This window comes from Erwinia sp. E602 (genome assembly GCF_018141005.1).
In the GTDB taxonomy this organism is placed as follows: domain Bacteria; phylum Pseudomonadota; class Gammaproteobacteria; order Enterobacterales; family Enterobacteriaceae; genus Erwinia.
Map to the genome: position 1 here is coordinate 4,405,000 of NZ_CP046582.1, position 17,340 is coordinate 4,422,339.

Genomic DNA, 17,340 nt, shown 5'->3' on the forward strand with positions numbered 1-17,340 from the left:
GCCCTGCCGCCAGATTGTCCTTTATACCTGTTCAGGTATGGTGATAATATCACCACAAGGTAAAGGAACAGGGAGATGGGTACACAGGGAGAAAGGCCGTTAATCTGACTGGGCAGCAGTAAAAAAGATTTGATGTCGCTGCCCACCGCGATCCAGCGTTTTTTTGGCTTCGCACTGGATTTTGCCCAGCGCGGCGAAAAACACGACAGCGTGAAGGTTCTTAAGGGATTTGGCAGCGCCGGTGTTCTGGAGGTCGTGGAGGATGATATTGGCGGTACTTACCGCGCGGTCTATACCGTTAAGTTTTCTGAAGCCGTGTTCGTACTGCATGCTTTCCAAAAGAAGAGTAAACAGGGAATCATGACGCCAAAAGAGGATATGGAGATCGTTCGAATTCGTCTCAAGGTGGCAGAAACCATTGCTCAGGAGTTAAGAAATGAAAAAGACAGTCATTGACGGTATCACCGTTGAGCAGGGTTCAGACAACGTGTTCGCCGACCTGGGGTTACGCGACGCGGAGAAACACAAAATTAAGTCCGGGCTGGCCATTGAAATCATCAAGTCGATCCGGCGGCTGGGGCTGACCCAGGCTGCCGCTGGCGAACGCATGGGTATCAGTCAGGCCAAGGTCTCCAATCTGCTGCGTGGTGACTTTACTCACCTCTCGGAGCGTAAGCTGATGGAGTGCCTTAACCGGCTCGGTTGTGATATTGAGATTGTGATTACCCCCTCCTCCTCACCGATTGGTCACCTCAAACTGGCCATTTAACGCCCCGGCGCTCCTGCTCTGATCGTCCAGTCCAGGCTCAGCCACCCTTCACATCCAGCAGGATCGCGCCGGTGCCCTGCTCGCTCAGCCGGTCGTTCGGGTTGCGCAGCGGGCAGTCCTGCATCGACAGGCAGCCGCAGCCGATGCAGCCGTTAAGATCGTCGCGCAGATGAGTGAGGGTTTCAATGCGCCGGTCCAGCTCGTCACGCCACTGCTGGGACAGCACCGCCCACTCTTTTGGCGACATGCGTTTGTCCGCCGGGTACTGCATCAGGCTGTCGCCGATGGTCGCCAGCGGGATGCCGATACGCTGGGCGATCTTGATTACCGCCACCCGGCGCAGTACGTCACGGTGATAGCGCCGCTGGTTGCCGGCATTGCGGTGGCTGCTGATTAAGCCTTTACTTTCATAGAAATGCAGCGCGGAGACCGCCACGCCGCAGCGCTGCGCCACGTCGCCGGGAGTCAGTTCGCGCTTGTTCGGCGTGGTACGAGTTTTTTTCATTTAGCCCTTTACCTCAAGTTAACTTGAGGAATTATACTCAGCCACCATTGATACCGCGAGGGGCAACGGACCTCTTTACTTTTTTATCCGCCAGCATGGCGCAGAAAACCGGGAGAAACCTGTATGCATGACGACATCATCAGCACCCTGACCGACTGGATCGACAGCAATCTGGATAAGACGCTGTCGATTGATGAAGTAGCCGCAAAATCGGGGTATTCGAAATGGCACCTGCAGCGGATGTTCCGCGCCGTCACCAAACAGACGCTGGGGAATTATATTCGTGAGCGCCGCCTGACCCTGGCAGCAGAAGCGCTGCGTCAGACCCAGCGGCCGGTATTTGATATCGCCATGCAGTACGGCTACGACTCGCAGCAGACCTTTTCCCGCGTGTTCCGCCGCCAGTTTATGCAGACGCCCACCGCCTATCGTCACCATATGCGCCGCCAGGCGCTGGCACGCAGCAGCTGGAGCTTTGACTGCAGTGACTATCCGGCGGGCGGTTTTGCCCAGCGTATCGCCGAGAAAAACAGCCCGGCGCGTAATTAAGCCTGCCGCGAGGTGACCACCTGAGGTAGCACGACGCCCGTCATGCAGCAGGAGGGTGACAGATACCAGCCGCCGCCTGACGCTTTAACGTGATACATCGCCGCGTCGGCCTGCGCCATCAGCGCCTGCACGCTGCTGTGATCTTTCCCCCGCGCCGCGCCGATGCTCAACGACTGCACCACCCGGGTGCCGTCCTGCAGCACCATCGGCTGCGCCATCGCGGTGATAATATCCTGCGCCACCCGCGCCACCTGATCCGGCCGCTCAACGGTCGCCAGCAGTACCGCAAACTCATCGCCGCCCATCCGCGCCACCAGGTCGTCACGCCGCAGCCGCGCGCGCAGCCGCCGGCCGGTCTCCTTCAGCACCCAGTCCCCCGCCGCATGGCCGTACCGATCGTTAATCTGCTTAAAGCGATCGCCGTCGATGAACAGTACCACCATCCGCTCGCGACACCGGGGCTCCTGCCACAGCGAGGCCAGCTGGTGTTCGAAGGCGGCCCGGTTCGGCAGGCCGGTGAGCGGGTCGTGCAGCGCCTTGTGCGCCAGCGAGGCGTTTTCGCTTGAAAGCTTCTGCTGCCAGCTCTCCAGCTCCGCATGCAGCCGGCGCGACAGGAACCAGGCCAGCAGCGCCACCACCAGCAGCATGGCGCTCAGCAGCAGCAGCACCAGCCAGATCGCATCGGGGGCGGTTTCCCCCCGCTGCGGCTGCGACATTCTCATCGCCAGCAGCGAGACGCTGCCAAACAGCAGCGCCACGCCGACCATCAGCAGATGCATACGCTGAACCTGTTTACGAATGGTCGGGACGCCCGGTGAAAATGCGCTCCCGGCGCGACGATTTTTCATCATAGGTTCCTCAGTTGCCGCGCCGTTTAACGGCGGCCCCGCAGGGCTTCCACCCCGGTAATACGTCCCTGGCGATCGTGGGTGACCCGCAGCAGGTCGTTGCTGCTTAACACGCTGACGTCGCTTTCACTGATGGCAAAGCTCTCCGCCACTTCGTCCGGATCCAGACCCGGACGGCGGCGCTCGGTGCGAAAGCGCAGCGGGTTGTACCTGGCCCAGCCGGTCGGCACCCGGGCGTTAAACAGCGCGATAGCAAAACAGAGCGTCAGGGTATTCATCCCCGAGCTCAGCGGCCGCGGGCCGCCGTAAGGTGTTGCGCGCAGGATATGCAGCAATCCGGTGACAAACAACCAGACAAATCCGCACCACGCCAGCGGCGTGAGTAACAGGTCGATTAATCGCGGCAGCCGGCTGCGCACGGTGAAAATCAGCGGTGAAGCCATTTATTTAACCCAGTCCATTGGAGAATTATTTTATTGACACACGATTAGTTCATAGCTCTAATTTTATATCTGGCAATAATGAAAAAACGATACCGATATTTCAACTCTGAAAAAAATCCTACACGGGGTTGGTTAACCGTACAACTTTTACCATGCTAGGATTCATCTTAAATCATACAAAACTTGACGATTAGAGAGCAAATAAATAAAATAAAAACAATAATAATCAGATGTTTAAATTAAAATATATGGTTTTATCCTGAGAGGCGATAGCTTGAGAATGGAACTTAGCCCTGCCGGAAAAACTTGTACAAAGTGAAACACTCTCTCGCTGAAGTTTCGCAGCAATAAATTAGCCTGCCATACCTTTAACAGAAAATATAAAACTGTCATGACAGCGTCCATTCTTCGTGATGGCAAAAAATCACCTGCGGTCAGCGGAAATTTAATTTCATTAATGACTTTCGCCTGTAAACATTCAATATCATATTCGTACCATGATGTTATTATTTCGCGCCCCTGTTGCCGATCGTCCTCAAGCACGAGTCGGTGAAAAAATGGTCATTTGCAAGCTAAAAATTGTTCAAAAAAATAATCCAGATGGTACAATGTGACCGCCATCACACTTTACCCTCGTATTCGATCGGAAAGAGCCCTCCTGGCTGCTCTCCTCCGCCAGCTGGTGGCACTTTTTCCTGTCAGGTCTGTTATTGCGGAGTGTTAAGAATGGGTACGATTACCGCCAGCGTGCTGCTGATGAGGTGGGAGCTGTTAAGCGCAGTGATGATGTTTCTGGCCAGCACCTTCAACGTGAAGTGTCGCCAGGCCAGCCGCAACGCGATGGCGTTTGTTTTCACCGGTATCGGTATCGGCATGTCGTGCTGGTTCGTCACCGGCCTGCTGGGCATCACGCTGAGCATGGAAAACCTGCACAACTTCTGGCACATCACCAAAGAGGTGTTTGTTGACGTGATGAGCCGCACGCCACCCGAGTGGCCGCTGCCCTGAGCCTGATGCCTGACGGGCCGCATCGGGTGCTGCACAACCTGCCAGCATTCGGCGGCCCCGGCGCGTCTTCCCCGCTGACGATCTGATTTCGTCCTGAATCTCCCCTGTTATAAACCACAGATAATAGCGCGTAGAGTGGATTAGCCGATCCGCGATGAATACGCTCAGGCATTTTCCGGCCGTTACCCTGACTCACCCAACGCAGGGAGGAGTGCGCGGTTGCCCCGAAGATGGCGGATGGTATCAGCCAGCCTTTTTTCGTGTTTAAACGCCGTTTAATTCGGCAAGGCCGCGTGTTTTAAACAGCAGGAAAAAATCTCATTATTTTGTGAATCCGGTCTGTTTCACATGCAATGTCGATTATTAGAATCGCACTTACATTTATACCAGGTTAATATCCCGATACAGTTAAGATATATAAATAAATTATTATCACTCCGGCATAATTAAGCAAGGTAATCGCATTAATGAGAAAGTCACGTTATACCGAAGAACAAATCACCAGCGCTATTAAAGCATCGGAAAACGGGTCCCGGACGAAAGACATTTGTGACTCGCTGGGCATCTCTGAAGCGACCTTCTACAGCTGGAAGAAAAAGTATGCCGGGCTGGATTCGGAACAGGGAAGGAAAATCAGAGAATTAGAGGAAGCGCTGCAGAGCCTGAGCCGTGAACTGCAGCAGCTGGCGGGCGACAAAGAGATGCTCCAGGGCGTGGTGAAGAACTTTTTCAGCACCGGCGATAAACGCCAGGCGGTTAATTTCCTGCAGGAAACTTACCAGATTGGCACCCGCCACAGCTGTCGCCTGCTGGATATCAGCCGCAGCGTTTACCACTATTCCTGTCACTGTGAAAATCATTGACGTTGCCCGACGGCTGGCACCCTCCAGCCGGACGTAAAAAGACACGTTATCAATGCTTAATGTTAACCGGCCAGATAATCACCAGCGCCGCTGAAAGCACGCGCGGTGCTAATCATTCTTCTGCGCACCCGTTGCGTTAACGGGTGGGAGATTCCAGCTGCACGTCATCAATTTTCCAGCCGTCGCGGTCGTGGGTCAGCGTCACCAGCAGCTGTTGCCGATCGGCCGGATCGCGACCCAGCACCACCTCGCCGCTGGCCTGATTACCGTTGAGGGTAAAATCACTTACGCTGACGTTATTGACCCAGCCGTCGCTGTAATCCTGATCCTGTAAGAAGTAGTCGTCATCCATCCCCTGCGGGCTTTTGATCAGCAGCGTGATTTTTTTCAGCAACCGTTCGGTAACGTACTCTTTTAACAGCGGGTCGTGCTCATCAATCGGGCTCTCTTCATGGCTTAACGCCGTCAGATACCAGTTGTAAAAAGCCAGGCTGGTCCCCTGCGGGTCGGCGTTATGCTCTGCCGCCAGCGTCTGGAAGGCCATTGTTGATGCCAGCAGCATCAGCCACCACTTTTTCATGCAAACCATCCCGAATAACCTTTGCCACCCCTTTCGCTCCCTCACTCTGCCGTCAGCCTCCTGGCTGCCAGTGATTGTATTGAAATTACGCAGCGAATCCAGCCTGCAACGCCCCCGTTGCCCCGCTTTTGCCACTATTTTTTATTGCAGGTTTATGCAGGCCGCGGCCGCAGGCAACCCAGGGTTACCTGCGGCGCGGAACGGCTGACGCGGCAGCGTCAGGCCCAGTGCTTGTTCTTACTGGTTTTACCGATGCCGGGGTTACAGCTGTTGGTGGGATCAAGCTGATGGAAGTGGTGCTGATGCTCTTCCGAGGCCTGATAAAGATGGCCAATATTATGTTCGGCCGGATACTTCGCCCCGCGCTGGTCAAGATACGCCAGCACCGCCTGTTTAAACTGCGCGCCGTCCACACCGGGTTGCAGAATATAGTCCTGATGGTTGACCAGGCAGAAGAAGTGGCCGCAGCAGGACTCCTCAAGCACCTGTGCCTGTAGCTCGGCGGGCAGCTCGATACGCCACTGCGTGTCGTTACGGCGCAGCGCCACGTCAAAGGCGATCAGCCGCTGGTCGGTGTTAATGCCGTAGGCATCGCAGTAAAACACCGTGCAGGCGCCGACGCCAAAGCGCACCAGGAACGCGTCACGCTGTTCCGTCTCATCGCAGTGGAACCACTCGCCGTTGTGCCCGCTGAAAAAGACGGTCAGCAGCCGGTGCATTTGCGCCACCTCACTGTGCGCCACCTTAATCATCAGGTGATGCTCATAGCGACGGTGCCAGGAGAGCAGCCGCGGCGCAATGCCGGAGGGGGTAATGCGGTTGCCCAGCTGGATCAGCTTATCAATGGTGTTCTGCGGCAACAGGTTGAGCTTTTTCACCCACGCATCCCAGCGGGCCTTCTTCGCCATCAGCCCAGGCAGCGCCGCCGGGCCCAGCCGCCGGATAGACAGCAGCATATGCCGCGCGTAACGCAGGGTCAGGCGGAAGGCGTTGCGGTGGATATATTCGGCCTGAACCGGCAGCTGCTCCATGTTCTCAATCAGGTAACGGCGCAGCGCCAGCAGCACCTGCTCATCGTTGGTGCCGAGGTAGAATGTATCCTCCTGCTCGCTGGCGTCAAAGGTGGCGAGGCGAACGGCGAAGACGATCACCTTACCGGCGCAGCCCGCGCTGTCGTGCAGGTACTGAGGATTACCGTTAAAGCGCGTCGGGGTTACCGCATCAACATCTTTGATCACAGACGCATAGTCATCGGCCCAGATCTTCCCCGCCCAGTCCGGCGCGCTGCCGGTGGTATAGCTGCCGGCCTGCAGATTGGCGAGCATCGCCTCCGGCGTCTCGCCAAGATCGATCCCCAGGTGATTAATCAGCTGCAGCTCACCCGCGTCGTTAATGCGAGCAAACAGTGATTTTTCGGTAAACGCCGGGCCACGCTGCAGCAGCGAACCGCCGGAGTTATTGCAGATGCCGCCGACCACCGACGCGCCGATACAGGAGGAACCAATCACCGAGTGCGGCTCTTTATGGTGAGGCTTCAGCGCCGCTTCCAGTTCGGTCAGGGTGCTGCCGGGGAAGGCGATCGCCTGCCGTGCATTATCGATCACCTGCACCCCCTTAATCTGCCGGGTGCTGACGACGATCACCGGCCGGTCATAGTCATCGCCGTGCGGCGTGGAGCCACCGGTGACGCCGGTGTTGGACGCCTGCATCAGAATAATGGTGTCGTTCTGCTGGCAGACCTGCAGCACCTGCCACAGCTGCAGCAGGGTTTGCGGCACCGCCACGGCCAGCGCGTCGCCGTGGCCAACGCGGAAGCCTTTGCAGTAATACGCTTTCTTGTAGCTATCGGTGATCAGCTGGCCTGAACCAACCACGTCGCTCAGCTGTTGAAGGACTGTAGAGTGTTGCATCGTCGCGCTGCCGCTCCCTGGAACTGAAGTTATGCGCAAAGAGTGTACCGGGGGGTGAGGTTGAGAGCCAGCGTTGCGTTTTGCTGCGCGAATTGTGCCGGGTAATAAAGTGATTTATCCGGCCTCAGGCGCTCACAGCCATCACTATCTTCCGCCATACCCCTCTGGTCCGGCGTGAATATCGCTGTCGCCGCCGCCATCGGCGGGGAAAATTTTTCCACCTGACTTTTTCGCTATCGGTGAATAAATAGTTAGAATTTTCTCAGGTATAGGGAAAGCATTTTTATGCAAAAAATATGCAGTTAAAATGCATAAGGATAATTATTCACTTGTTTTTCAGAATCTTGAATGTGATCAAAAAGTGAATAAAAGCGCTTTACACTGTGTTGACATTGTTACTCCGCACGGCCAGAGTTAGGCCACCTGACCCACCCTGCGGATTAACGCTCACGGGTTAACGGGCAGATCGTGACACTGAGTCGTGGCAAGTTCCCGACGATTTCCTTAAGCAGTCCATCCGGCTGCTTCTCTGGCCAATGACGACGCTCTGCGTCTTCCTGTCGCGTTGACCATGTTGAACCCCCATCGTTGCGGGACGGCCTGATGTTGCCCGCTGACCGCGAAAATAGTGAGAGGATGCTTATGTCTGACCCGACGGATGCGCAGCAGGAACTGCATCGTGGCCTCAGTTCGCGCCATATTCAGCTGATCTCCCTTGGCGGTGCAATCGGCACCGGCCTGTTTATGGGCGCAGGAAAAACCATCGCCGTCTCCGGCACCTCGATCCTGATCACCTACGTGGTGGTGGGTTTCTTTATGTATATGGTGATGCGGGCGATGGGCGAAGTGCTGCTGAGCAAGCTGTCGTATCGCTCATTTGCCGACTTTGTTGCCGACTACCTCGGCCCGAAGGCCAGCTTCTATCTCGGCTGGTCCTACTGGCTCAGTTGGGTGGTGACCTGCATTGCCGACGTGGTGGTATGCGGCGGCTACGTGCAGTACTGGCTGCCGGAGCTGTCGCCGTGGATCCCGGCGCTGCTGACCCTCGGCATCCTTTGCCTGCTTAACCTGCTGGCGGTGAAAATGTTCGGCGAAACCGAATTCTGGTTCGCGATCATTAAGATTATTGCCATCGTGGCGCTGATCGTCACCGGGGCCTGGATGATTGCCACCGGCTGGATGTCGCCGGACGGCGTGCAGGCCTCGCTGCATAACCTTAGCGACCCGGCGGTGTTTATGCCCCACGGGGTGATCGGCTTCTTTGCCGGCTTCCAGATCGCCATCTTCGCCTATACCGGCGTCGAGCTGCTGGGCACCATGAGCGCCGAAACCCGCTCGCCGGAGACCGTGCTGCCGAAGGCGATCAAGTCAATTCCGCTGCGCATTATCATTTTCTACGTTCTGTCGATGGTGGTGATCATCGCCGTGACCTCATGGCAGCATATCTCGCCGGACACCAGCCCGTTCGTCACGCTGTTTGCCAAAGCGGGCCTGCCGGCGGCGGCGGCGATTATTAACTTTGTCGCCCTGACCTCGGCGATGTCATCGGCCAACAGCGGCGTCTACTGCAGCACCCGCATGCTGTACGGCCTGTCCGTCGAGAAACACGCCCACCGGCAGTTCCGCATTCTGTCGCGATCCACCTCGATTCCGGTACGCAGCCTGCTGTTCACCTGCTTCTGCATGTTTATCGGTACGCTGCTGCTGTTCCTGGTGCCCAACGTGATGACGCTGTTCACCGTCGTCTCGACCCTGGCCGCTATTCTGGTGATCTATACCTGGGCAATGATCCTGATTGCCTACCTGGTCTACCGCAGGCGTAACCCGCAGGCGCACCAGCGCTCGGCGTTCAAAATGCCGGCGGGCATTACCATGAGCTGGCTGACGCTGCTGTTCTTCCTGTTTTCACTGGTAGTGATGGTGTTTGACCCGGACACGCTGCTGGGCCTGGTGGCGATGCCGTTCTGGTTTGTGCTGCTTGAAGGGGTGTGGCGGCTAAAACAGCGCCGCGAACGGGACGTGCTAAAGCTGGAAACCAGCCGCTGAATCGGGCACGGTGTTAACGGTTTTTTACCTTCAGGCAACTCAGAACGTAAAGCGATGGGGGGCTGTACACGGAGTAAAGCATCACCGGCGGGGGATGACAGAAGTCGCTGCAGGTTTCGCCGCCCGTCCTCGCGGCTGTAATCGCTTTACGTGCGGGTCGCTGCTGGTTCGCGTGCCCGGCGTATCGGGTATATCCGGAACGCGGACACGCCACGAGTCCGTCCATGGAGGCTCGGCGCCGGCCATCCATGGCCGTCGACGGTCCGCTAACCCGGATATACCCGATTGCCCGAACGTTCTGATGTTGCTGCCACAGTCCGTCGATCACCGAACCCGCAGATGATGCCATCTGCAGACAACGCAAACGCAGCGATTTAAGTCGGGCACGATGTTAACGGTTTTTTACCTTCAGGCGACTCAGAACGTAAAGCGAAGGGAGCCTGTACACGGAGCAAAGCATCGCGGGCCACGGATGGCCCGCGCTGAGCTGTCAGGGATGACGTTTTTTGCGTCTTTGCGGAGTGTACAGGCTCCCTGAGCTGGGCACACTGCCACAACAGACGACGCTTGTTGCTTCTTTGCAGAGTGTACAGGCTCCCTGAGCTGGGCACACTGTTAAAACAAACGCCGCTTTTAAGCTAAAAAGATTACAGCACGCCCTGTGCCAGCATCGCGTCCGCCACCTTCACGAAACCAGCAATGTTGGCACCGTGTACGTAGTGGGTCTGCTTGCCTTCACCACCGTACTCAACGCATGAGTGATGGATATCCAGCATGATGTGTTGCAGGCGGATATCCACCTTCTCGGCCTTCCAGCTCAGACGCGCGGCATTCTGCGCCATCTCCAGACCCGAAGTCGCCACGCCACCGGCGTTAGCCGCTTTGCCCGGTGCGAACAGCACGCCGGCATCAAGGAAGGCATCGGTCGCCTGAATCGTGGTTGGCATATTGGCACCTTCCGCTACCGCCTTCACGCCGTTGGCGATCAGCAGTTTAGCTGCGGGCAGATCCAGTTCGTTCTGGGTGGCGCACGGCAGCGCGATATCCACCGCCACGCCCCACGGCTGCTGGCCTTCGAGGTAAGTCAGACCGCGCTCGCGGGCATAGTCTTCCACCGTGCCGTAACGCACGTTTTTGATATCGGCCAGATGCGCCAGCTTCTCGGTGGTAAAGCCCTCTTCATCCACCACGGTACCGCGGGAGTCAGACACGGTGACCACGCGCGCGCCCAGCTCCAGCGCTTTTTCGATCGCGTACTGCGCCACGTTACCGGAACCGGAAACCGACACGCGGCTGCCTTCAAAACCGAGGCCGTGACGCTTGAGCATCGCTTCGGTGAAATAGACCAGACCATAACCGGTGGCTTCCGGGCGGATCAGACTGCCGCCAAAGGTCAGCCCTTTGCCGGTGAACACGCAGGCGGTGTTATTGGAAAGCTTTTTCATCATGCCGGACATAAAGCCGACTTCGCGGCCGCCCACGCCAATATCGCCCGCCGGGACGTCAGTGTCCGGCCCCAGGTGACGATACAGCTCGGTCATCAGCGCCTGACAGAAGCGCATCACTTCCGCGTTGCTTTTGCCTTTCGGGTTAAAGTCAGAACCGCCTTTACCGCCGCCCATTGGCAGGGTGGTCAGGGCATTTTTAAAGGTCTGTTCAAAACCGAGGAACTTCAGAATCGACAGGTTGACCGACGGGTGGAAACGCATGCCGCCTTTGAACGGACCAATCGCCGAGCTGAACTGGACGCGCCAGGCGCGGTTAACATGTACCTGACCTTTGTCATCGGTCCAGGCGACGCGGAACTGAATCAGACGCTCTGGTTCCACCAGACGTTCCAGCAGCCCCTGATCCTGGTAGCGTGGGTTCTGCTCAATGAACGGCCACAGCGAGGTGAACACCTCACGAACCGCCTGCAGGAATTCCGGCTGGTGTGGGTCGCGCTGTTGCAGAGAGGTAAGAAACGACTCCAGAGAGTTATAACCTTTCATTACTGATTCCTTATGCCAGATGTGCGTCCGCTGACGGGGTTGACTGTTTTTTTAATAGTCAGCGGGGTGATTATTGTGCGTCGTCGACTATATCACCGCTTTTTGCCCGTACAATAAAAAACTTATGACCCGCAGGCTGCTGAAATACCTGCTAATTACGGGGTTTTCTATCTCATAACCATAACGGATTAGCGACCGAAGTCAGTGATGGCGCGGCCTCAGGCACGTTTTCTGCTACCGGAAACAATCCAGTCAGAACCTAAAGACGCCAGATAAAAAAATTATTGCAAAACAGTGGCCTGGACAATGACATAAGAATTTATTATGACGCTTTTTCTGCGATGAAACATAGTGATACCCGAAAACGACGCCATTAGCGTCTGCAGCCATAGCGGCAAAAACTGCGACGACAAGCAGCCAGCACTGGAGAAACGCAGACATCAGCGACGACAAGCAGCCAGCACTGGAGAAACGCAGACATCAGCGACGCTGGGAACGGTGAGTACGGTAAGGACCGCAGGACGGTGACACATGCCTGAAACAGAGGCCCGCCGCAGAACGCGGCGGGCCTGAAGGTTACTTCATCGCTGGCGTCTGCAGCTTCTGCAGTGCCCCGGTCTGCTTGCGCATCTCTGCCACCTGTTGCGCCGTAACTTCCGCGCCCTGGTTACCCCAGCTGTTACGCACGTAGTTCAGCACTTCAGCAATCTGCCGGTCGTCCATCTTCCAGTCGAACGCGGGCATCCCGGCGGCCGTCTGCCGCTCTTCGGTGTGCGGCGCGCGGGCACCACGCAGCATGGCGTGGATCATATTGGTCGGGTTGTGCTGCATCGCCAGGTTGCCGGCAAACGCCGGCACCATGCCGGTGATGCCTTCACCCTGCAGGCCGTGGCAGGCCGAACAGTTGACCTCATAGCTCAGCGCGGCACGGCTCTTCAGCCCGTCATCCAGTACCATCCCCTGCGGGGCCGGCGTCTCTGACGGCTTCACGCCGCGCAGATAGTGAGCAATCGCCTGCAGATCGTCACCGGTGAAGTACTGGGTTGAGTGTTCCACCGCTTCGGCCATTGGCCCCGCCGCCACGCTGATGCCGTTCGAACCGGTTTTCAGATAGTCGGCTACCTCATCCGTACTCCAGTTGCCGATACCCGCGTGCGGGTTCGGCGAGATATCCGGCGCATACCAGTCTCCGAGGCTGCCGCCCTGCAGATACGCGCTGCCGATCTCCCCGCCCAGCGCATTGCGGGGCGTGTGGCAGACGCTACAGTGTGCCGATCCGTCCACCAGATACTTACCGCGGTTCCACGCGGCGTCCTGCTCAGCATCCGGCCTGAAGCCGTTGTTATCAAAGAACAACAGGTTCCAGCCCGCCATTGCCAGGCGGATGTTATACGGGAAGTGCATACCGGCGTTTTCATCCACCCGCTTGCTGCGCGGGGCGATGGCAGAGAAATATGCCCATAAATCATGCATATCCTCATCGCTAATCTGCGTGTAGGCGGTGTAAGGCATCGCCGGGTAGAGGAAACCTTTCTCACCGCGACCGTGGCGCACCGCGTTGTAGAAATCACGCTCGGTCATGCGGCCAATACCGGTTTCACGATCCGGCGTAATATTGGAGGTCTCCAGCGCGCCAAACGGCGTATCGATCTTGTAGCCACCGGCAAAATCGGCGTTATGGCAGGCGGCGCAGTCGGCCAGGCGCATCACGTATTCGCCGCGTTTAATCGCCGCCGGGTCGCTGCTTTTGAAATCGGCCAGCTGCACCTTATCGTCGGCGACCGCATTACGTGAGGTGTCCAGCACCGTCCACAGACGACCGGCCGCACCGATCCCAGCCAGCACGGCCAGCGCCGCCAGGCTGTATGCAAGTTTCTTTTTTATGCTCATCGGATTATGCCCCCACCAGCGGCGCAGGGTTTTTAACGTAAGTTTCATGGATGGCGCGCGCGGCGCGGATCGCCAGTGCACCGACGGTGACGGTCGGGTTATAGCCGCCGTTGTTCGGGAAGGCCGAGGCGCCAACCACGAACAGGTTGTGCGCGTCCCAGCTCTGCAGGTACGGGTTGAGCGCCGAGGTGGTCGGATCGCTGCCCATCACCGCCCCGCCGATGGTGTGCGAGCTGTGCTGCATGTAGGGGTTCCAGCTCTTCTCTGACTGGTTATCCACCACCAGATGCTGGCCGCCGATCTCTTTCATGATATTGATGGCGCGATCGGTGATGTACTTTGCCATGCGGATATCGTTCTTGTTCCAGTCGAAGGTCATGCGCAGCAGCGGCTGGCCGTGGCGATCTTTGTAGAGCGGGTCGAGGTCGAGATACGCCTCGCGCACCGGCATTGAGGTGCCCTGGCAGAAGATAGTCCCTGCGGTCTGGTAGTCACGCGCGTAGCCCGCCTTCCACTCGCTGCCCCAGCGTTTGGTGCCCGGGCGCAGGCCGTCCATATTCTGGATCGGCCGCCCGTTGGTGGAGAAGCCCATAATCCCGGCACCACCGATAAAGTCGAGATGGCTGTGGTCGAAGTTATCGCCGTTGAAGTCGTCAATCTGCACCGCCAGCGCGCCGCCGCCGATAAACGGGTTCATATGCTCGTTATCGAAGAAGCCGGTGACCGATGAGCAGGTCTGATAATTGTAGTTACGGCCGATGGTGCCACGACCGGTGTGCGGATCGTACTGCTCGCCGACGCCGGAGAGCAGCATCAGACGCACGTTATCCATCTGGTAGGCGGTGAAGCAGACCACATCGGCCGGCTGGAAGCCTTCGGTACCCTCTTTGGTAATAAATTTCACGCCGGTGAGCGTTTTGCCGTCCTCATGCTTTACCGCGTGCAGCACTTCGGTGTCGGCCAGCAGGGTGAAGTTCGGGCGGCGCATCAGCGCGGGCAGAATACAGGCCTGCGGTGAGGATTTGGAGAAGTTGCCGCAGCCGTGAAAGTCGCAGAAGCCGCAGTAGGTGCACGGCCCCATGGTGACGCCAAGCGGGTTCACGTACGCCTGCGAAATGTTACCCGCCGGGACGGTAAACGGGTGATAGCCCATCCGTTCGGTGGTGGTGCGGTACTTGCGCATCCAGTGGGTGTCTTTCAGCGGTGGCGTCGGATACTCGCGCGTGCGTGAGCCTTCAAATACGTTGCCGCCGTGAATTTTTTCACCGTTAAGATTACCGGCCTTGCCCGAGGTACCGGCTATGCGTTCGAAACGGTCATAGTAAGGGGCCATTTCATCATAGGTCACGCCCCAGTCCTGCAGCTGCAGGCCGGCCATTTTCGCCGCGCCGTAGCGCTCGCGGGTCTGGCTGGCGACCTCAAAATCCCACGGCGAGAAGCGCCACGACATGCCCGCCCAGTGAGTGCCGGCTCCGCCCACGTTCCAGCCAAACTGGAAGGCCGACCAGTTACGCACCGGTGCTGCCTCCTGATCCGGGCTGTTACGGAAGGTGGTGGTTTCCACGCTCATCGGCTGCATGATTTTTCGGCGGGTGTGCCAGCGCAGCTCGTCCGGATCCACCGCCGGTGGGAAGTCGGTGGAGGTATCACGCCATGCGCCGCGCTCAATCCCCACCACGTTCAGCCCGGCACGCGTTAACTCTTCGGCCATCACCGAGCCAGCCCATCCCATGCCGACAATCACTACGTCAGCCTTTGCTCTTATTTGCGACATTTGCTCTGTTCCTGCTGTTTTTATTAATCGTTCGGGATGAGGCTGACCGGAATCAGCTTTAAATCTTCGTTGTGGCGATCGACATACGGGCGATAGTCGTAACGCGCACCGGGAAAGCCAATCATTTTCCAGCCGGCCATATTTTTATTCCCACCGTAGATCGGATCGGCCAGATAGCCTTCACGGGCGTTGCGCAGCATTAACTCAAACAGCGCCTGGCTGTTAATATCACGGCCGAGATCGACAGCGCCTTTTTCCATGGCGGTGAGGAAGCCGTCGATCTGTTCAGCGTTCAGCGTATGCAGCGAGCCCTGATGATTTTTCTGCGCCCAGCTTTCCAGCGCCGACAGCCCGGTCAGGTAGCGTTCACGCGGCGGGGTAAGAAACTGCGGACTGCCCATCAGCCGCTGCTCATTTTCCGGTTTCAGCGGACCGTCCAGATAGAGCGCGGCCCCGGAGCCGTAGTCACCGGCCAGCTGGCTGTCGACGAACTCAATGCAGCCCGCTTCGGTGGCCGACGGGCCGTGGCGGTCAGCGGGGATCAGCCGGTCAAAGATCGCCGACAGATTTTTACGGGCCGTTTCATCGGTCAGCACCTGATAACCCTGCTGCCAGGCCGGTTGCGGCAGATGGTCAGTATTCATCTGCGTGGCCAGCGGTACGTTGCGCAGCTCCTGCGCGGCCAGCTTCGGCGCGACGGCGAATGCCGCCGCGATAGAACTCAGCGAAAATATCGCCTCTCTGCGGTTCATAGTTTTTCCTTTACGACGGCGGCCAGCATGGCCGCGATTGCCCGACACTAAAAAAAGACGTAACGATCCCCACCCGGACCAGTGACTGGCTGTTCGGGCGTATTCCTGAGGTGAATTTTAATTACGACCAGCCCTACGCTGACGTATTCACGTTCGTATTATTAGCGTGCACGAGTGCGCACATTCTGTTTGGGTGCAGAGAGTATCAATAAACGCCCACCGTACCGGTTATCCCGTTAGCGGCTGGCGAATTATGCGCAGGGAGAAATACTACCCTGCATCTTTTATTATCAGCGGGATGCGTACGGCGGAACTTTCTCGCACCCCTTTGGTTATTACCGCGATATTACTCAACCGTTACCGGCAGATGGGAACGGCGGATCTTCAGTTCACCTTTGCGCCACGCTTCCGGTGGGCTGGCACGCTCCTCAATCAGCCGGTTCAGCGACTCACCGGTCAGCGACTCAATCCCCTGGCTGTAGCTGGTCAGCTGATAGCTTTCGCTGCCGGCCTCTTCGATATCATCAAAGCCCACTACCGCAATCGTACCCTCGTTGCCGGTGAGGCGTAATGCATCCAGCACGCCCAGCGCCAGGATATCGTTTTCACAGAACAGTGCCTCAACGCGCTGCCCGGCCGGCACCGCCTGCAGATAGTCCAGCAGGGCCTGCATTGCCAGGGTACGGCTGTATTCCCCGGCGATCAGCAGGCGATCGACCGTTTTCCCGGCCTGCTGCAGCTGCTGCTGGTAGCCGTCATAGCGGTACAGCTGGCTGCTCAGCGTGTCAGGCCCCTTCATATAGCCAAAGCGCTGATATCCCTGCGCCAGCAGCAGAGACGCCACTTCAGCACCGGCCTGATGACCGTCAATATTCACCACTTCGATGTCTTCCACATCGCTGTTACGGCACACCTGCACCAGCGGGATATGGTGCAGCTCATGCGCTATCGCAATCAGCTGGTCGGTCAGCACCGTGCCTAAAAACAGGATGCCGTCCACCTGCAGCTGGTCTGCCATCGCCATCACCGAGCGGTAGTTTTCCCCGGTGGTGATGTTGAGGAGCAGTGCCATATAACCGCGCGCCTGCAGCTGTCGGGTCACCACATCCATCATCATCATCGAGTGCGGGTTCTGCATCTGGTCGATCACTACCCCGATGATGTGGGTGCGCTTTTTCGACAGGCTGCGCGCCAGCAGGTTGGGCCGGTAGCCCAGCTCTTTCGCGGCGGCCAGCACCTTCTCGCGCGCCCGCCCGGAGACCGACGCCCCCGGCGTGAAGGCGCGTGATACCGTCCATTTAGACACACCCGCCATCGCCGCCACATCGCTGGCGGTGGCCTTGTGGCGCGTCTTTGTCTCTTTTGTCATAACACCTGCGTCCCAGTGTCCGAGTTACGTAACCCAGCATTGA

At 57.7% G+C, this 17,340-nt stretch carries 16 protein-coding genes; 6 read left to right on the top strand and 10 right to left on the bottom strand.

The annotated features are described in order from the left end of the window. Positions 1–132 precede the first annotated feature (132 nt). Together GKQ23_RS21815 and GKQ23_RS21820 are read left to right on the top strand one after the other, a co-directional pair. Positions 133–456: a type II toxin-antitoxin system RelE/ParE family toxin gene (locus GKQ23_RS21815; RefSeq protein WP_212409422.1), complete on the top strand. Its 324-nt coding sequence runs from the start codon at positions 133–135 to the stop codon at positions 454–456. Continuing rightward, positions 437–769 carry a helix-turn-helix domain-containing protein gene (locus GKQ23_RS21820; RefSeq protein WP_212409423.1) on the top strand — a complete coding sequence of 111 codons (333 nt, stop codon included), beginning with the start codon at positions 437–439 and terminating at the stop codon, positions 767–769. The genes GKQ23_RS21815 and GKQ23_RS21820 overlap by 20 nt, the downstream gene beginning before the upstream one ends. 37 nt (positions 770–806) lie before the next feature. On the opposite strand, the gene soxR is transcribed toward GKQ23_RS21820, so the two are convergent. Then, positions 807–1,274, bottom strand: a complete 468-nt coding sequence (soxR, locus tag GKQ23_RS21825) for a redox-sensitive transcriptional activator SoxR (RefSeq protein WP_056235155.1) — start codon at positions 1,272–1,274, stop codon at positions 807–809. 123 nt (positions 1,275–1,397) lie between these two features. Here soxR and soxS point away from each other — a divergent pair, with 123 nt between their 5' ends. Next, the gene (gene soxS / locus GKQ23_RS21830) at positions 1,398–1,823 is read left to right on the top strand and encodes a superoxide response transcriptional regulator SoxS (RefSeq protein WP_212409424.1); all 426 of its coding nucleotides are present in this window, start codon (positions 1,398–1,400) and stop codon (positions 1,821–1,823) included. Here soxS and GKQ23_RS21835 read toward each other — a convergent pair. Together GKQ23_RS21835 and pgaD are read right to left on the bottom strand one after the other, a co-directional pair. After that, positions 1,820–2,674, bottom strand: coding sequence for a GGDEF domain-containing protein (locus tag GKQ23_RS21835; protein ID WP_212409425.1), 855 nt, complete (start codon positions 2,672–2,674; stop codon positions 1,820–1,822). The genes soxS and GKQ23_RS21835 overlap by 4 nt on opposite strands. Positions 2,675–2,697: 23 nt before the next feature. Beyond that, the gene (pgaD, locus tag GKQ23_RS21840) at positions 2,698–3,114 is read right to left on the bottom strand and encodes a poly-beta-1,6-N-acetyl-D-glucosamine biosynthesis protein PgaD (RefSeq protein WP_212409426.1); all 417 of its coding nucleotides are present in this window, start codon (positions 3,112–3,114) and stop codon (positions 2,698–2,700) included. 726 nt (positions 3,115–3,840) lie between these two features. Here pgaD and GKQ23_RS21845 point away from each other — a divergent pair. After that, on the top strand, positions 3,841–4,122 hold the full coding sequence (locus GKQ23_RS21845; RefSeq protein WP_056235137.1) for a YjcB family protein: 282 nt from the start codon (positions 3,841–3,843) through the stop codon (positions 4,120–4,122). Between the two features lie 467 nt (positions 4,123–4,589). Next, a complete protein-coding gene (locus GKQ23_RS21850) occupies positions 4,590–4,985 on the top strand; it encodes a transposase (RefSeq protein WP_056235135.1) in 396 nt (131 codons plus the stop codon). Positions 4,986–5,121: 136 nt separating this feature from the next. On the opposite strand, the gene GKQ23_RS21855 is transcribed toward GKQ23_RS21850, so the two are convergent. Together GKQ23_RS21855 and dld are read right to left on the bottom strand one after the other, a co-directional pair. Beyond that, positions 5,122–5,565 carry a DUF3828 domain-containing protein gene (locus GKQ23_RS21855; protein WP_101506133.1) on the bottom strand — a complete coding sequence of 148 codons (444 nt, stop codon included), beginning with the start codon at positions 5,563–5,565 and terminating at the stop codon, positions 5,122–5,124. Between the two features lie 218 nt (positions 5,566–5,783). Continuing rightward, complete coding sequence (gene dld, locus GKQ23_RS21860) at positions 5,784–7,475, bottom strand: D-lactate dehydrogenase (protein ID WP_056235130.1); 1,692 nt, start codon at positions 7,473–7,475, stop codon at positions 5,784–5,786. A gap of 642 nt (positions 7,476–8,117) precedes the next feature. Here dld and GKQ23_RS21865 point away from each other — a divergent pair. After that, positions 8,118–9,521, top strand: a complete 1,404-nt coding sequence (locus tag GKQ23_RS21865; RefSeq protein ID WP_249168451.1) for an amino acid permease — start codon at positions 8,118–8,120, stop codon at positions 9,519–9,521. Positions 9,522–10,168: 647 nt separating this feature from the next. Here GKQ23_RS21865 and gdhA read toward each other — a convergent pair. The 5 genes from gdhA to GKQ23_RS21890 all read right to left on the bottom strand — a co-directional run bounded on the left by gdhA (position 10,169) and on the right by GKQ23_RS21890 (position 17,297). After that, positions 10,169–11,512, bottom strand: coding sequence for an NADP-specific glutamate dehydrogenase (gene gdhA, locus GKQ23_RS21870; RefSeq protein ID WP_101506130.1), 1,344 nt, complete (start codon positions 11,510–11,512; stop codon positions 10,169–10,171). A 576-nt stretch (positions 11,513–12,088) separates the two neighbouring features. Then, the gene (locus GKQ23_RS21875) at positions 12,089–13,402 is read right to left on the bottom strand and encodes a c-type cytochrome (RefSeq protein ID WP_212411926.1); all 1,314 of its coding nucleotides are present in this window, start codon (positions 13,400–13,402) and stop codon (positions 12,089–12,091) included. A gap of 4 nt (positions 13,403–13,406) precedes the next feature. Further along, a complete protein-coding gene (locus GKQ23_RS21880) occupies positions 13,407–15,176 on the bottom strand; it encodes a GMC family oxidoreductase (RefSeq protein ID WP_212409428.1) in 1,770 nt (589 codons plus the stop codon). Between the two features lie 23 nt (positions 15,177–15,199). Next, the gene (locus GKQ23_RS21885) at positions 15,200–15,928 is read right to left on the bottom strand and encodes a gluconate 2-dehydrogenase subunit 3 family protein (RefSeq protein ID WP_101506128.1); all 729 of its coding nucleotides are present in this window, start codon (positions 15,926–15,928) and stop codon (positions 15,200–15,202) included. A gap of 346 nt (positions 15,929–16,274) precedes the next feature. Further along, positions 16,275–17,297 (bottom strand): LacI family DNA-binding transcriptional regulator, encoded by a 1,023-nt coding sequence (locus GKQ23_RS21890; RefSeq protein ID WP_212409429.1) that lies wholly within the window; start codon positions 17,295–17,297, stop codon positions 16,275–16,277. Between the last annotated feature and the right edge of the window lie 43 nt (positions 17,298–17,340).

Coding starts and splice junctions, on each gene's coding strand:
- GKQ23_RS21815 (WP_212409422.1), top strand. CDS start 133: ATGTCGCTGCCCACCGCGATCCAGCGTTTTTTTGGCTTCGCACTGGAT.
- GKQ23_RS21820 (WP_212409423.1), top strand. CDS start 437: ATGAAAAAGACAGTCATTGACGGTATCACCGTTGAGCAGGGTTCAGAC.
- GKQ23_RS21835 (WP_212409425.1), bottom strand. CDS start 2,674: ATGATGAAAAATCGTCGCGCCGGGAGCGCATTTTCACCGGGCGTCCCG.
- soxR (WP_056235155.1), bottom strand. CDS start 1,274: ATGAAAAAAACTCGTACCACGCCGAACAAGCGCGAACTGACTCCCGGC.
- dld (WP_056235130.1), bottom strand. CDS start 7,475: ATGCAACACTCTACAGTCCTTCAACAGCTGAGCGACGTGGTTGGTTCA.
- pgaD (WP_212409426.1), bottom strand. CDS start 3,114: ATGGCTTCACCGCTGATTTTCACCGTGCGCAGCCGGCTGCCGCGATTA.
- GKQ23_RS21890 (WP_212409429.1), bottom strand. CDS start 17,297: ATGACAAAAGAGACAAAGACGCGCCACAAGGCCACCGCCAGCGATGTG.
- GKQ23_RS21855 (WP_101506133.1), bottom strand. CDS start 5,565: ATGAAAAAGTGGTGGCTGATGCTGCTGGCATCAACAATGGCCTTCCAG.
- soxS (WP_212409424.1), top strand. CDS start 1,398: ATGCATGACGACATCATCAGCACCCTGACCGACTGGATCGACAGCAAT.
- GKQ23_RS21850 (WP_056235135.1), top strand. CDS start 4,590: ATGAGAAAGTCACGTTATACCGAAGAACAAATCACCAGCGCTATTAAA.
- GKQ23_RS21885 (WP_101506128.1), bottom strand. CDS start 15,928: ATGAACCGCAGAGAGGCGATATTTTCGCTGAGTTCTATCGCGGCGGCA.
- GKQ23_RS21880 (WP_212409428.1), bottom strand. CDS start 15,176: ATGTCGCAAATAAGAGCAAAGGCTGACGTAGTGATTGTCGGCATGGGA.
- GKQ23_RS21845 (WP_056235137.1), top strand. CDS start 3,841: ATGGGTACGATTACCGCCAGCGTGCTGCTGATGAGGTGGGAGCTGTTA.
- GKQ23_RS21875 (WP_212411926.1), bottom strand. CDS start 13,402: ATGAGCATAAAAAAGAAACTTGCATACAGCCTGGCGGCGCTGGCCGTG.
- GKQ23_RS21865 (WP_249168451.1), top strand. CDS start 8,118: ATGTCTGACCCGACGGATGCGCAGCAGGAACTGCATCGTGGCCTCAGT.
- gdhA (WP_101506130.1), bottom strand. CDS start 11,512: ATGAAAGGTTATAACTCTCTGGAGTCGTTTCTTACCTCTCTGCAACAG.